The sequence below is a fragment of the Enterobacter sp. MG-EB028 genome, from assembly GCF_056673305.1.
In genome coordinates this window covers 3,678,504-3,694,195 of the sequence record NZ_CP195079.1, presented here as the reverse complement: position 1 = coordinate 3,694,195, position 15,692 = coordinate 3,678,504, and the positions used below count along the sequence as shown (strand labels likewise).

At 47.8% G+C, this 15,692-nt stretch carries 10 protein-coding genes; 7 read left to right on the top strand and 3 right to left on the bottom strand.

Annotated elements, in window-relative coordinates; all coding sequences use genetic code 11:
• Positions 1-287: 287 nt before the first annotated feature.
• The 3 genes from ACR42C_RS17420 to ACR42C_RS17410 form a co-directional block, all read right to left on the bottom strand.
• Positions 288-1,595, bottom strand: coding sequence for an McrC family protein (locus tag ACR42C_RS17420; RefSeq protein WP_479984375.1), 1,308 nt, complete (start codon positions 1,593-1,595; stop codon positions 288-290).
• Positions 1,592-3,748, bottom strand: a complete 2,157-nt coding sequence (locus tag ACR42C_RS17415) for an AAA family ATPase (protein WP_095123813.1) — start codon at positions 3,746-3,748, stop codon at positions 1,592-1,594. Before ACR42C_RS17415 ends, ACR42C_RS17420 begins: the two co-directional genes overlap by 4 nt.
• Before the next feature lie 579 nt (positions 3,749-4,327).
• On the bottom strand, positions 4,328-6,007 hold the full coding sequence (locus ACR42C_RS17410) for an SgrR family transcriptional regulator (protein WP_479984374.1): 1,680 nt from the start codon (positions 6,005-6,007) through the stop codon (positions 4,328-4,330).
• Between the two features lie 222 nt (positions 6,008-6,229).
• On the opposite strand from ACR42C_RS17410, the gene ptsG reads away from it, so the two are divergent.
• The 7 genes from ptsG (at position 6,230) to ACR42C_RS17375 (ending at position 15,544) form a co-directional block, all read left to right on the top strand.
• Positions 6,230-7,756, top strand: coding sequence for a glucose-specific PTS transporter subunit IIBC (gene ptsG / locus ACR42C_RS17405; RefSeq protein WP_209419739.1), 1,527 nt, complete (start codon positions 6,230-6,232; stop codon positions 7,754-7,756).
• Positions 7,753-8,595: a glucose-6-phosphate isomerase family protein gene (locus ACR42C_RS17400; RefSeq protein ID WP_209419740.1), complete on the top strand. Its 843-nt coding sequence runs from the start codon at positions 7,753-7,755 to the stop codon at positions 8,593-8,595. The genes ptsG and ACR42C_RS17400 overlap by 4 nt, the downstream gene beginning before the upstream one ends.
• Positions 8,595-9,158: a 6-phospho-3-hexuloisomerase gene (gene hxlB, locus ACR42C_RS17395; protein ID WP_177339878.1), complete on the top strand. Its 564-nt coding sequence runs from the start codon at positions 8,595-8,597 to the stop codon at positions 9,156-9,158. Before ACR42C_RS17400 ends, hxlB begins: the two co-directional genes overlap by 1 nt.
• Before the next feature lie 23 nt (positions 9,159-9,181).
• A complete protein-coding gene (hxlA, locus tag ACR42C_RS17390; protein WP_209419741.1) occupies positions 9,182-9,817 on the top strand; it encodes a 3-hexulose-6-phosphate synthase in 636 nt (211 codons plus the stop codon).
• A gap of 180 nt (positions 9,818-9,997) precedes the next feature.
• Positions 9,998-10,798, top strand: a complete 801-nt coding sequence (locus ACR42C_RS17385) for a nucleotidyltransferase domain-containing protein (RefSeq protein WP_479984373.1) — start codon at positions 9,998-10,000, stop codon at positions 10,796-10,798.
• 601 nt (positions 10,799-11,399) lie between these two features.
• Positions 11,400-15,101 (top strand): RNA-directed DNA polymerase, encoded by a 3,702-nt coding sequence (locus ACR42C_RS17380; RefSeq protein WP_142512543.1) that lies wholly within the window; start codon positions 11,400-11,402, stop codon positions 15,099-15,101.
• Positions 15,102-15,109: 8 nt separating this feature from the next.
• Positions 15,110-15,544: a restriction endonuclease gene (locus ACR42C_RS17375; RefSeq protein WP_142512544.1), complete on the top strand. Its 435-nt coding sequence runs from the start codon at positions 15,110-15,112 to the stop codon at positions 15,542-15,544.
• The last annotated feature ends 148 nt before the right edge of the window (positions 15,545-15,692 follow it).

The window sequence follows — 15,692 nt, the reverse complement described above, 5'->3', positions numbered from 1 at the left end:
TGTTAATTTAAAATATTAATAACATAGAGATGAAAATATCACTTAATACAAGTTTAATTCTATATTTTACATCAAGCTTGACTCACTATTTTTTGATAAGAGTAAAATAGTGAGGATGTCCGCTCCTCGCTCATAGCGGACATGTCCTACTGTTATTCTCTACGTACCAAGAGAATAAGCCCTATATATTAAATGCATTAAATGATCATGTAAGTATGAGCCTAAATCATGGATTGAGGTTATTGAGAGTGCCGAGCCTCAAGGTGCACCGGTCTCGCATTTTCACCTCACTGCGTGTTGATGCCGAGTAGGTTAATTAACTGCTCGACAATCTTGTCCTCATCGAGAACCAGATTCACACTAGCCACCTGTAATTGTTCCTTGCCTGCTATAATCCTATAGCCTGCATTCAGAGGTTGCGTTCCCAGACCTGCATGATGTGGATAGAGAAGCATAACTTGTGGGCGTTGATAAATCCGTGCATAGGCCATCATTTGGTAGACATCAGCCTGCGATATGCCATGCCTGGCATCTTCGGGATGACGCCCAATACGCTTCCATTTAGTGTCTATGATCATAACAATCTGATGGTCCCGCTCGATAAGCAGATCCGGTCGGGTCTGGAAGCGTGGTTTGCCTTCTTTTACGTCCTCGATCAGACAGTATAATCTGCCTGCCTGTGCACGAACCGTCCATTCCGTACCGCGTACAGCACGCTTCGCCAGCGCCGCTATATATGCCTCGAACAGGTCGTTCATTGGGAAAAGCAGTGTAATCCCGTTCTGCGCTCGTTTATCGTGGTGTGTAGCTTGCCAGTCGCGTCGCAGGAGAAGACGTGCCAGATTGTAGAGGGCTTCCCAGCGATGATTGGTTCGGTCGATCCGTACCTGTGACCACGGCAGATGACTGAAAGGGACGTCGCTAACACCCGCTAACAGGATGCGCAATTCATTCAGACGACGGAGCGTATCAGCAGCGCGGGCATAATGGTGAATCAGAACTACACACGCCTTCATAATTCGAAGCAGGGCGGTATCAGCCGACAGTTCGTCGTAACGACAGGCGAGACGGTCGGGGCGGACGGCAAGCGTAGTGAATTGTCGTTTGATATTGAGCCTTCCGCGCAATGAGGGCAAATCGTCTTCCTGTGCCAAATAGGTGCGCGGTAATCCCCGATGTACTTCAGATAAGAGTCGCTCGGCGAACAAGCGGATGAGTATCTCAAGTAAGCTTTCAGCTTGTCTCGCCATTGTTGCAGCCTGTCCATTGCCGAGTTTAAGGCCGAGGGCGACATCAAGCATACGTATCAGGCGATTGCGTATTGTGGCGTCCGGTTCTATCGTCTCGTCGTCGAATTTGGGCAGGATCTCAAGGCTACATCCCGGAGCGGCAATGACCCCAACTATTTGCCCGGCAATAATTTTGTTATGGCGATCGATTAAGATATTAGTACCGTGCTGATTTGCCAGCGGATGCTCGCGCGCCGCCGTAAGCAGCGCGTTAGCCTGAGGGCGGGTAAAAGCATGAGGAGCGTTTATGCTGCTTTCAGTGTTCACACAAACACCACCCCATTCGCGAACCGTGAGGTGCGTCATTCTTTCGATTCACCAGCCACCTCAAGATCGGTGACATTTAACGTTCTGGTTTTGCCTATCAGTCGATCAAAGGCGTCATTTCTGAACGGTGCACGTACCGACCAGCTTGATAATGGTTCCCCCTCTATTCCGGGTGGCGGTAAAATCTGCTCTTCCTGCATAAAACCATCGCCCAGCACTGTCGCGATTCGGCTCCAGTCCTCGAAGAAATACTCTTGTAACAGCGGTATGACCTTATTGCGCACTGCATCTTCAACTTGTGCCCTGGATTCACAATTGATAAAGAAGGCGTGTCCAATGCGATATTCCCGGCCTATAAGATATTCAATACGCTGGTTGATGGTGGTAAGAACGGCTTTGAGATCGATCCCCTCTACTTCACTTAGCAAGGTCGCGTCGGGAGCCATTTCCCGGAAGTTGAATCGCCGCCTTAATGCTGTGTCGAGCAATGCGATGGATCGATCGGCGGTATTCATGGTGCCTATGATATGAAGGTTGGCGGGGATGCCAAAATCTTTCTTTTTCGAATAAGGCAGAGTTACGGTGAGTGCATCAGGCATTCCAAGACGTTTATCCGGCTCAATTAACGTAATCAGCTCACCGAACACTTTCGAGATATTTGCCCGGTTGATCTCATCAATAATGAGGACGAATTGTTCTGGTTGTCCTTTAACATCGGAACTATTATCTATGTTCTCTGTACTTGAGAGCAGTCTGCCTAGCGCCGGGATATTCACACGACTGGTGGCAATGGAATAGAGCGTCCGCATGGTGAAGTTACCATCGATAATTGTATCGAGTGGCAGTGGTTCATCAAGGGTCAGTAGCCAGCGAACTGGGCGGCGGTGGGCATAGTAACCTTCGGCTTCAGGAACGAAATAGTAATCACCAGTTATTTCAGCGATAGCGCGAAACGCAGTGTTCCCGTAAGGGACAATCACGATATCACCAGGCTTCATTTCGCAACGGAAGGGATAGGTTTGCGTCCAGTTACTAGGCGTCAGATTCCCTGGATTTTGCTTGATCCATTCATCATGAATCGCGTTGAACGATGAGAATCTATCCGCGCTCCAGTCTATGGTCCCACCCCAACCCAGAGCGATATACCCATTGTCGCGGGCATCTTCATACACATCGTCTTCGGTGCCAATTGTCCCTTGCCCCATTTTCCAGAAGCGTTTTTGGGATAGTTGCAGTGCCGAGGCATCTGTCTGTGCACGGGGTTGTGTTCTGGCCTGATCGGCAAGGGCACAAATTTCTCTGAAGAGCCCCGGCGTAGGCATGAGTCTGAATCCAGCAGACGAAGACTCATCTTCACCAATTTCTGGACGAAGGCCCTCAACGAAGGTTTCGTAGTCATAGCTCTGGTGGAATGTGACGAAAGAGATCCTCTTTTCTGCCATCAGTTCGTTATAGCGCGCCATCAGGGCCGCACGCCCATCTTTTGAGTTCGGATAGGCATCTTTGCCATCGCAGAGCGCTACGGCTTCCCTCGCCGTGTGATAGGTCTTTCCGGTACCTGGAGGACCGTAAAAAATAAGGTTAGTCGGAGTTGGTTTAGTCTGGGCCACCAGTTCGCTTCCTTCCGTAAGGATGAACGTATATTTCCGGGTTGTGCTCTTTTTAGGCCCTTCCGTCACCGGAGGGGGAACATCCGCTAGTTCCTGAAATTTTTGACCATCAAGAGCCTGACAGATGTTCGGCCATCCCTTGTCGAGACCCATTTCAGTATTCAGAGGACCAACTACCAGGGTGACACTTGCGTCACCTCGCTCTCTGGCTGGGGTGATGTAGTTTTCAAGGACATAATCCCGAATTTCGTCGGCCTGAGAGTCATCACCGCTCAGAAAACGTCCATATTGTCCGAGCCAGCTATTCCAGTTGGACAATCGGTTAAGCGGTTGCTCTGATTCAGGCATTAGTAACCGATAGTCATTGCCGTTGTCTTTGGCATCACGGCGAATCTCTTTGATCCGCTGCCGCAATTGCGCAAATCCATCCGCCTGGTAGGCTGCATCCAGATCTGCATGAGGAGAACCAAGTGCTGCGAGATTTTTTTCTATAGTTTTGACAGCATAAATACGGGAATTGAGGCCTGCTTGCGTTTTGGCGCCTCTGCTCTTCAACCATTCCTGAAATTCAACTTCGAGCATTTCCGATGCCCTCTCATTTTCGTTAACTTACTGATAGCTATCATTGTGGATGATGGAAGGGGCAGTACTGCAACTCTTCGCTACAGATTGCCAATACTATTAATCTTCCTTGCTGATTGTCTCGCTTGCGGGGCGAAGGGTTTGACCAACCTGACATAGCAGACAGGCATCATCCTCGAATGTCATGGTCCCTCAGGAGTGCAGCCCAAGCGCTGTGTCGCTTACCGTAAACATAGCACTATGGATGCCTCGGTCAAGGTATGTTTTTCCATAATTTATTGATAAGAAACAATAATAGTTATTATGTAATGATTTGAACCTTTATGAGCCTTTTAATAAATCGTCATGTCCAAAACTATGTAGCAGCTGAAGGTATAGGCATTGAGAATGGGCATTTTAGCTTCGTCTACCGGACGTTCTGAATGTAGGTATCGGTAGACCGTAAAGGGTGCTGCGGATGGATTTGATGGAATCGCCCATACGGATGGCCAAACGTTCCCCCACCCCAAATCCCGCACTTCTCTCCCTTACCCTTAAAGGCCTTTAAAGGCCCTTTAGCGAGCTTTTGCGGGCGTAGCATTATTCGAGCCAAAGTTGGCTAAAATCCGGCCATCCCAGCGTATTTAAATCCCGCCAGGTAAATGACTTCTCGGTCGCAAATTCCATCCAGTGATGCAGCAAAGGAATGACATATCGCTGGTGGGTAATCTCATGGAAAAAGGCGGCAATGGTTGCGAATGCCTGTTCATCGTTGCTGTTAAGAATCGTCGGCAGCAGCGCGTTCAGGTTTCGTCGCTGGGCTTCAGGCAAGCGCGTAAACAGCGCGGTGGACGCCAGCCATTCCAGAAACGCCGGAACCGAAAGGGTATCGAGCATAAAGTTGCTGAGCCAGATATCCGCAGGAGGGCGTGGCTGGCTGTTAAAGTTGTCAAATGCGTCGATCCGTATCTCGGCGCGAATATGCCAGCGCTCAAGCAGGATGCGAATCGCCCCGGCAAGCTCCACCAGTTCCGGCTGCTGAAAGGTGCTGATGATCACCGGCTGACGCAGGTTAAACGGCGCGGTGACCCCGCCGAAATCCACCGGGCGGTGGTTCCACTGCGGCAGCATGCCCTGAGCCACGGAGAGGATGCGCGCGTATTCGTCGGGAAGCTGCGTCTGGCTGAGGAGTTCGACAGGTTGCAGAAGGTAATTGATAAACCGTCTTCCGGCCTCATCTGCAAAGGCCCCGTCACCGTCGAGCAGCACAAAGCAGCACCCCTGCTCCAGACTGCGCTCGTTGAGCGGGCGATCATCCTGCGCCTCTTCGCCCCGCAGCAGGGGAATAAAGCTCATGCTGATATGCTCCGGAGCCCAGGTGAAAATGGTGATCTCATCCAGTCCGGGCCGCGCCTGGTGCCAGTGTTGATTGCGCCGCAGGACCATAAAGTTGTCGCTGTGCTCCTGCAGGTGGAAAGCGCCGGTACAGCGGATGTGTCCGTGCTGGTAATCAAACAGCATCGTCGGCTGGGTGGCGAGCAGGCAGTCGAGCCGTCTGACCGGATGATGCGTTTCAATTACCAGATGCCAGGGGGCGTCAGCGGTGATGGTTTTGATTGGGCTGAAAAGCGGCGCGAACTGCGGGCTCTGGCTGGCGGCGAGCAGGCAGCGCTGAACGGCGCTGGCATCCAGCTCACAGCCATCGGCAAAGCGGGCGGTGGATTTTAGCCAGAACTCCCAGCGGGTAAAGTCGTCGTTGTGGGTCCAGTAGTGGGCAATATCGGGGACGATCCTGCCCTGAACGGCGTCATAGCGCGTCAGTCCGCTGAGGCACTGGCGCAGGAGGTGGCGTTCGGTTCGCCGCAGGGGAACGAGCGGGTTAAGCGGATCCAGATTGCGATAGTAGGGGATGCGTACCCGCGTTTCGCTGCTTTTATCCTGTACCCCAAAGCGCCACAGGCTCAGGCGATCCAGCAGATACTTGTCGTTGCCGATAAACCGCAGCACGTTGCCGTAATCTTGCTTCTCCAGCAGCTTATTGACGTTCTGGCTGAACAGCTTTTCCGGCGAGGTTAACAGATGGAGTCGTGAGCGCTTGCCGCGTCCGCGCTGCGGCTGCCAGTCGAGCCATTTTTCCTGATGCATCTTCTTCAGCGCAATCCGGCAATTACGCACTGAACAGCCGAAGATGGCGGCGATCTCCTGCATCTGTAATTCGTGCGTCTGACCTGCGCCGTAGCGGGCGTGCAGCCTGCGAAAATGTGCCTCGAAGATATTCATATGATGGCCTCCCGCCGAACGCGATTTCCTCTTTTATCCCTTTCTGACGGTTTGCGGCGTGATTGCCCTCATAAATTTTCCGGTTTTAAGCGAAAACCGGAAATAACTTTCGTCTTTGGTTGCTGTTTTTTTAATCATCTCGGGTTCGGATACTGAAGGTGTTCGGAGCAGAACCTGCTGTTGTGCGAATCCCTGTAATAAAGACGCGCTCAGGAGATCGAGATGAAAAGATTCAACCTTCTGCAAATGTTACAAAGCATCGGACGATCATTAATGATCCCCATTGCCATGCTGCCTGCCGCCGGTATTTTGCTGGCCTTCGGCGTCAGCTTTCAGGATCCCAATATTGTCGCCAGCCTGCCGTTTCTCGGCGCTGACTGGCTGGTTCACGTGCTGAAGCTGATGGCGGAAGCGGGCAGTGCGATTTTCGCTAACCTGCCGCTGCTGTTTGCGGTCGGCGTGGCGGTAGGACTCAGTGACGATCAGGGGATTGCCGGGTTGTCGGCGATCGCCGGGTTTTTGATTATGAACGTCACCATCGGCCAGTTTCTTGGGATCACGCCCGAATCGGTGGCGCAGGTGCGTGACTACACGATGGTGCTGGGCATCCCTTCGCTCCAGACCGGCGTGTTTGGCGGCATCATTATCGGGATTATCGCCGCCTGGCTGTATAAACGCTATTACCGCATCCAGCTTCCGTCATGGCTGGAGTTCTTTTCCGGCAAGCGATTTGTGCCGATAGTGACTTCCTTCGCTGCGCTGTTTGTCGGGCTGGTGATGGCGGTGGTCTGGCCGCCGGTGCAGCATCTGATTAATGGCCTGTCGAATACCATGACGGTGCAGGGGCCGGGCGTGTCCGCCTTCCTGTTCGGTTTTGTCGAGCGGCTGCTGATCCCGTTTGGTCTTAACCATGTCTGGTGGCCGACGTTCTGGCTGCAGTTTGGCGAGTACGTGAACAAAGCCGGCCAGGTGGTGCATGGCGACCAGCTTATCTTCTTTGCCCAGTTGAAAGACCAGGTGCCGATTACCGCCGGAACCTTTATGGCCGGGCTGACGCCTATCAAAATGTTCTGTATTCCGGCGATTGCGCTGGCGATCTACCGCTGCGCCAGCCCGGAAAACAAAGCGCGCGTGAAGGGTATTATGCTCTCTGGCGCTATCACCTCCATCGTCTGCGGCATCACCGAGCCGATTGAGTTCTCCTTCCTGTTTGTTGCGCCCGTGCTGTATGGCATTCACGCCGTCCTGGCGGGGCTGGTGTTCCTGCTGATGGAGTGGTTCAGCGTGCACATCGGGCTCTCTTTCTCCGGCGGGCTTATCGACTATCTCTTCTTTGGCGTCCTGCCGCGCGCGCCTCACTGGTACATGGTGTTCCCAGTCGGGCTGGTGATGGGGGCGCTGTACTACGCCCTGTTTACCTTTGCTATTCGTCGCTGGAATTTGCTGACGCCGGGGCGTGAAGTCGAAGAAAGCACTGTGGCGCAGGAAAACGAACAGAATGACCTAGTGAGCGGCATCATTCTGGCCTATGGCGGGCTGGGGAATATGACCAGCATCGAAGCGTGCATGTCACGTCTGCGCATTGACGTGACGGATAAGACGCTGGTGGACAAAGCGCTGCTGAAACAGCTTGGCGCGGCGGGCGTCGTCGAGGTCGGGAACAACATTCAAAGCGTCTTTGGCATGAAATCCGATCGGCTGAAAGAGGCGATCCGCGCAGCTAACGCGTATACACAGGAGGCAAAATGAAACAGCTACACCACAGCGGCCTGCCGCTGTATCTCGATGATGATGGCGTAATGGCGCTGAAACCGCCGCTGAATTATCTCGGTTTTGGCCGCAAAAGCGCCGGGCAGATGGCGGTGGTTTTACCGGAGTTCACTGAAGCGCTGCGTGATGAACCGGCTTACGATGTTTATCGCGGGCTCAGCTTTGCGGAGGATCAGGAACGGCTTGCTGCCGATGAGTATCAGTACGACATCACCATCATCATGCCGGGAACGATCGGCAAGGAGCGCAAGAAAACCAGCGGCCATTATCACGGCTATAACGACACGCGGCGCAACACCCATCCGGAAGTGTATGAAGTGATTAAGGGCACGGCGGCGTATATCCTGCAAAAGTCGCCGGATTTTGCCGTCGCGCCGCAGGAGCTGGTGGTGGACGATCTTATCGTGGCGGTCGTGAAGGAGGGGCAGAGCATTATCGTGCCGCCGAATTACGGCCACTGCTCTATCAATATCGGCGACGGGCCGCTGGTATTCAGCAACCTGGCCTATAAACCCTGCGCGGTTCACTACGACACGGTGCAGTTTTACCACGGTATGGCCTGCTACATCGTGGAGGAGAACGGGCAGCTCTGCGTGCGCAAGAATCATTACTACCCGCATATTCCGCACATCAAATTCGCCACCGTCAAAGAGAACCCGCATCTTGGCATCACCTTCGATACGCCACTTTACCAGCGCTATCGCGCCGCGCCGGAACGTTTCCATTTTCTGGGGCATGTCGATAACTATGTCCGGGAAATCATGGGGATGCTCGAGTATCAGGATGATTTATTCCCGCTCAGTCAGGAGGACGCATGATGGAAACGCAATTTGTTGCAGGCGTTGCCTGTACTGACCTGCATCAGGCGATGGCGCGGATTGATGGTGCCGCACTGGCGAGTCTGGAGCAGGCCATCGCTGAGGCGAACGCGGTATTTGTTTTTGGCGCAGGGCGTTCGCTGTTAATGCTGAAAGCTTTTGCGATGCGCCTGATGCATATCGGCCTGAAGGTGCATGTTGTCGGCGATGTGGTCACGCCTGCGCTGCAAAAAGGCGACCTGCTGCTGCTGGCCAGCGCATCGGGCGAAACGGCTTCGCTGGTGAATGTGGCTACGAAAGCAAAGCAACTGGGGGGCACAGTGGCCCTGCTGACCATTTTCCCCGAGTCCACGCTGGGGAAACTGGCTGACGTAGTGGTCAGGATCCCGGCCTATACCGACAAACTGCCGGATGGACCGGATAACGTGAAAGGCATTCTGCCCGGAGGCAGCCTGTTTGAAGAGGCGGTCATGGTGCTGGGGGATGCCATGATAGTGAATCTGGCGCAGTCGACTGGATATCGCTTAACCAAAGGTTTTGCGCTGCACGCCAACCTCGAATAGTCATTCGACACAAGGAAACCAACATGAAATTACAGCTTGCCCTGGACGAGTTAACCCTGCCTGAAGCGCTGGTATTTATTGATAAGGTGGTTGACGACGTTGATATTATTGAAGTAGGAACCCCCTTTCTTATTCGGGAAGGCGTGAACGCGATTAAAGCCATTAAAGAGAAATACCCGCATAAGGAAGTGCTGGCGGATGCGAAAATTATGGATGGGGGCCATTTTGAGTCGCAGCTGCTTTTCGACGCCGGGGCAGACTATGTCACGGTGTTAGGCGTGACTGATGTGCTGACGATCCAGTCGTGCATCCGCGCGGCGAAAGAGGTCGGAAAGCAGGTGGTGGTGGATATGATCTGCGTCGACGATCTCCCCGCACGGGTCCGACTGCTGGAGGAGGCGGGGGCAGATATGCTGGCGGTACACACCGGCACTGACCAGCAGGCGGCAGGGCGCAAGCCGATTGATGATTTGATAACGATGCTGAAGGCGCGCCGGAAAGCACGGATTGCCGTGGCAGGCGGCATCAGCAGTCAGACGGTGAAGGACTATGCGCTCTTAGGTCCGGATGTGGTGATTGTGGGGGCGGCGATTACGCATTCGGTGGATCCGGCGGGGGAGGCGAGGAAGATTTCACAGGTGTTGTTGCAGCATCACTGAGATTAGACGAAAAGGACGGCATCTGGCGCGACTGTGTGCCAGATGTCGACCAATAGTGGACATGCGGTTAAGTGAGTAAATTTTCTAAGGGCATAACTGTTCCTGCAAAAAATATCTGGCCTGAATATAAACTACTCGATATTCTGAAATGCTTTGTATTTTTTGTGAACAGGAAAAAGTATGCTGAGTACGTTACCCGATTTACACAGAAGTTTTGCAGAGCAACTCAAACTTAAATTTCAGTCAGATTCGCGAATTCATTCCCTTCTTACTGGCGGCTCAATGATTCATGGCGGATTTGATAAATACTCCGATCTGGATTTTGTCGTTGTCGTAGATCCTCTCTACTATGACGAAATTATGACGCAGCGTAGGGAGCTCGCCGGAACATTAGGCCATCTGCTGCATGCTTTCACCGGGGAACATGTGGGAGAGCCTCGCCTGCTTATATGCCTGTATGGCCCTGAACTCCTCCATGTCGATCTGAAATTTGTCACCCTGGACATGCTCATTCAACGCGTTGAGGAGCCAGCGGTGTTATTTACCCGTGATAACACTGCTCTGAAGCGACAACTGGCAAAATTTAGTGCTCACTGGCCCAACATGACGCCGGAGTGGTTTGAGTCCCGAGCCTGGATCTGGCTTCATTACGCAGTGGTTAAACTGGGAAGGGGCGAACTCTTTGAGGCGATTGGTATGCTGGCATTCTTCCGGGAGCAGGTGCTGGGACCAATGCTGTACCGTCGCGCAAATCTACCGCAACGTGGGGTTCGCCGCATTGAATTCTACGGCATTGATCCTGATGGTCTGCTGACTTCCACGTTGGCAACGCACGATCGTGACTCCGTTGGTGTTGCCATCAGAATGGCTGTTGACGCTTATATCAATCTGCGGGCTGATGCTCTGCCTGAGAATATCGCAGATGGTGCAGTTCGTTGGGCTGTTCTTGCGATGCTTAAAGCGTATTCTGACAGGGTTTAAATTTATGCTCCGGTCGCTTACACGGCCGGAGTAAAAGTATCATCGGAGAGACAGGCAATAGCCAAATCCCGAGGTGGATATCGCAATTTAGCGACTGCAATCCATGCTAAAGCCAGGTTCAGGTGCCCGGGAAAGGGAAAATTTCAAATGTCGGCTGAGTGCCAGGAGCGAACACTGATGACCAAGCTTAAGTGTCATCCTTGCCTTGTATGCGAATGGCACTAATTTGGGAGATTAGTAAAACTAGAACGCTTCATCGAAATACCACAAAATCTTCGATTCGAAGAAAATCCTACTTATGTCATCATCGATTCTTCAGTGGGATTACTTTACCGCCAAACGGACCGATACTAGAAAACTCTAAGTAGGGGGCCAATTTTGTAGACCACGACAACGCTCCCCTTCGTACAACCTGATTTAAAGCCTGAAAGAAATGCCTGATGTATCAGGTGGACCGCCATTCAACACAACTCAACCTTTGAAACTTACCGTGGATCATTCTATTAAGTAACGGTAGTATAGTTATATGGAGTGATACAAGCAGTGAATTTCGATGCTGTAGTTGAAGTGAATAAGAACGCTTAAGATTAAGTTGAGAAAAATGAAACTACTTGATAAAAAGTATTATAACCTAGAACCTAGTTCTGAGTACCTTAAGGACTCATTTATTTTAGGATTGGCATGGAAAAAAACAGACAGTTTTGTCAGAACTCACAATTGGTATGCAGATCTATTAGCGCTTGACAAATGTGCATTTGATATTAGTGATGAAGTCACTAAATGGTCAAATGAAGTCAAAAATGCCACTTTTTCTAAAAGTGATATTGAATTAATACTCGCTCCCAAAGGTGCTAACTGGTTTTTTAAAAAAGGGAAGTGGATTACAAATAAAGAGGATAGAAAATTAAGACCATTAGCTAATATATCTATCAAGGAGCAGTCTTTTGCTACAGCCGTAATGATGTGTATTGCTGATTCGCTAGAAACGAGGCAGAAAGATTGTTCACTAAGTAACCTTGGCTATGCTGAGCATGTGAAAAATAAAGTTGTTAGTTACGGAAATAGGCTTATTTGTGATTGGAATAATGATAAGGCCAGATTTCGTTGGGGTGGAAGCGAATATTACAGGAAGTTCTCTACAGATTATCGAAATTTCCTACAAAGACCTATCTATGTAGGAAGGGAAACTGTAAATAAAGTCAGTGGGATTGATGATGTTTATATTGTTAGTTTGGATTTGAAAAACTTTTTTAGTTCTATAAAAATAGATCTTCTGATAAAAAAACTTAAAGAAATATCTTCTAAACATTACGATTGCAGCATTTCAGATAATAATGATTTCTGGAGTTTGGCAACTCAAATTTTGAATTGGACATGGCCTAAAGACACTTTGTCTTTACTTGGCAGTTTGGATTTAAAAAAAATCGTTGGGCTTCCTCAAGGCTTAGCATCGGCTGGAGCTCTGGCGAACGCATATCTCATTGATTTTGATGAGTCTATAATTTCTAAATTTCGTGATGGTAGCCATATTATACTGCATGATTACTGTCGATATGTAGATGATATTAGGTTGGTGATTTCTGGGGAGGCGCTAAATAATAAAGAAATCAAGGAATTTGTTCATGGGTTAGTTCAAGGTGTTCTCGATGAAACATTGAAACAAGATAAGTTAGATGGAGAGCCTTATTTAGAGGTCAATGATAAAAAAACGTCAATTTTAATACTTTCAGATATTGATAACGGAAGCGGCCTTACAAATAGAATTAATGAAATTCAGCATGAAATAGGAACTTCGAGTATTCCTGAGCGTAACGGGCTAGATAATAATATACCAGCACTTCAACAGTTATTACTGACTGAGCAAGATAATTTCTTCGATGATGCTAATGATTCATTCCCAGGTTTTAACAATGATAAATCGATTAAAGTAGAATCTTTGCGTAGATTTTCGGCCCATAGACTGGAAACAAGCTTAACTAAAAAAAGCAAACTGATCTCACCTGAAGAGAGAAAGCAATTTGATAATGAATCTGAGTTGATTGCAAAGAAATTATTTAAGGCATGGCTTAAAGATCCATCGATTATGGTTATCTTTCGTAAGGCAATAGCCATAAACCCTAATCTGGATGCTTATAAAACCATTCTTGATGATATTTTTAAAAGAATAAAATCGAATCGTGACAAGTGTGATAAATATATCATGATATATCTTCTTTCTGATATATTTCGTAGCGTCGTTGATCTCTACCGAAATATACAGCCAGAGTGCATATCTAATTATCAAAAGTTGATGGGTGAAGTTACATCATTTGCTCAAAAACTACTTTCTTGTAAATCTGACATTCCAAGTTATGCATATCAGCAAGCACTACTCTATCTTGCTGTAATCAACAAGCCGTTTATAGCTAGTAATAAAGCATCTCCTGATCTTACTAGACTCCAAAACGTTTTGATTAAAAAACACTTAGAACCATTGAATATTAGTGATGGTTACCTATTTGAATTATCTGCTCAGATCAGCAAAGATTACCAAGCAAATGCTGTTTTTCTACTTTCACATACAAAAAATAAAGAAGCAGTAGATTCAATTATAAACAATTTTGCTTTCCGTGGTGGTGAGTTTTGGAACGCAATTTGGAAAGAAATAGTTAGGATGAAAGATAGTGATATAGATAAAAATAGGATTAACGAATTTAGATGGGCTATACCTAAAAATGAGTCAAAACCAAATGGTTCGGAGCATAATCTTTCATCAGTAATCAGCTTCAAGGAAAACCCGTTTAAATATGAACATGCTCTTCTTAAACTGGGTATAGCATTAGTTGATCTTCTAGATGATAAGGAGAAAAAAGCATGGAAATCTAATGGTAAGCAGTATTCTCCACATGAAATAAAAGTAAATTTATCAGATGTATCAACATCATGGACAGAACTATGGCGTCCTGGCGTTAATATTTCATGTTCGATAGATAAAATAGGAAAAATACCTACAGACCCGCGCTATGCAAGCCCTGAGTGGTTAGTAGCTTCTCATCCCCCCCAACAACATGATGCACAAAAATTATATTGGGTGTGTAGTGTGCTAAGAAGTGCTGCTTTGGGTAATGTGGATTACACCCAGCGAAATGATTTAAAGTTTAATAGCGAAAAGTATGATGGTATACGTTCTCAGTTTTACAAGCGACGTATGGGAATGTTACATACACCAGAATCAATTGTTGGGTCATATGGAACTATAACTGATTGGTTTGCAAGCTTTCTTCAGCATGGATTGCAATGGCCAGGTTTTTCTTCTTCGTACATAAATCAAGACGATATATTGTCAATTACCTGCCTTGATGAGTTTAGAAAATGTATGGTAGAAAGGCTAATTTATTTAGAAAAGCAAATATGCACTTCATCCAATGTTCCAACATTACCTACTGTTGTCAGTAGACCTGAGTTAGCATCTAACCAATTTAGAATTGTTACTGTGCAGCAGTTATTTCCTAAGGATAAACATTTTCACCCTTCTGACGTAACACTGGATAATTCCGATGTGCGTTGGAAGCATAGAGAACATCTCGCGGAAATTTGTAAGCTAACGGAGCAGACTTTAAATACTAAACTTAAGACGGAATCTAGAGATCATACCAGTACTGCTGATCTTATTGTTTTTTCTGAATTAGCTGTTCATCCAGAAGACGAAGACATAGTAAAAGCTCTGGCATTTAAAACTAAAGCCATCATATTTTGCGGATTTGTCTTCTGTGAACAAGATGGCAAAATTGTTAATAAAGCTCGCTGGATCATTCCAGACTCTTCCGAGTCAGGAACTCAGTGGCGTATTCGTGACCAGGGTAAATATCATATGACAGTAGATGAAGTTACTCTTGGTGTTCAGGGATATAGACCATCCCAACATATTATTTCTATTGAGGGGCATCCAGAAGGACCATTTAAAATAACTGGCGCGATTTGCTACGATGCAACAGATATAAAGCTTGCGGCAGACCTGAGAGATTTAACTGATATGTTTGTCATTGTGGCTTACAATAAAGATATTGACACATTCGATAATATGGCTTCAGCGCTTCAGTGGCATATGTATCAACATGTTGTTATTACAAATACGGGAGAGTATGGTGGTTCAAGTATGCAAGCCCCATACAAAGAAAAGCATCATAAACTGATCTCTCATGCTCATGGGACTGGCCAAATAGCAATTAGCACTGCTGATATAGATTTAGCAGCTTTTAGGCGTAAGCTAAGTTTATACAGAAAGACAAAGTCCCAGCCTGCTGGATTCAATCGAAAACATTAAGAGTACATATGGACACATTAGTTAAGTTAGCTACTATAGCTTCTCCGTTGGTAAGCGCTGGAGTGGCTATTTGGGCGATTTTAGTTGCCAAAGCAACCATCAGTGAGAGCAAAGAAATTGCCAAAAAAACTATTGCAGACACGGCTTATCAAGCATATTTACAATTAGCTATGGAAAACCCGCATTTCTCTAAGGGTTACACCGCAGATAGTAGACATGAGCGAGATCCTATGTATGACCAATATGTTTGGTACGTGGCCAGAATGATATTCTGCTTCGAGAAAATAGTTGAGGTTGAAGATAATTTTAAAGATGAATCTTGGGAGAAAACGTTGAAAAAACATTTGGATTTTCATTCTGATCATTTTAAAAAAACTAAAGTTGTTGAAGAGAGACTTTATATTCCATCAATTTTGAATCTCATAAAATGTGCAGCTAAATAAAAGTGCGCTATGTTATGATTATATTTTTAACATAAGCCCCACTTGAGAGAATAAAAATCCCAAGAGAGTTCTTGGGGTTTTTTCCTAATTAACAGTAAGTATCAGTTGGGTTGTAAACTATTTGAGGAGCGTGTTTTTTCATCGGGCG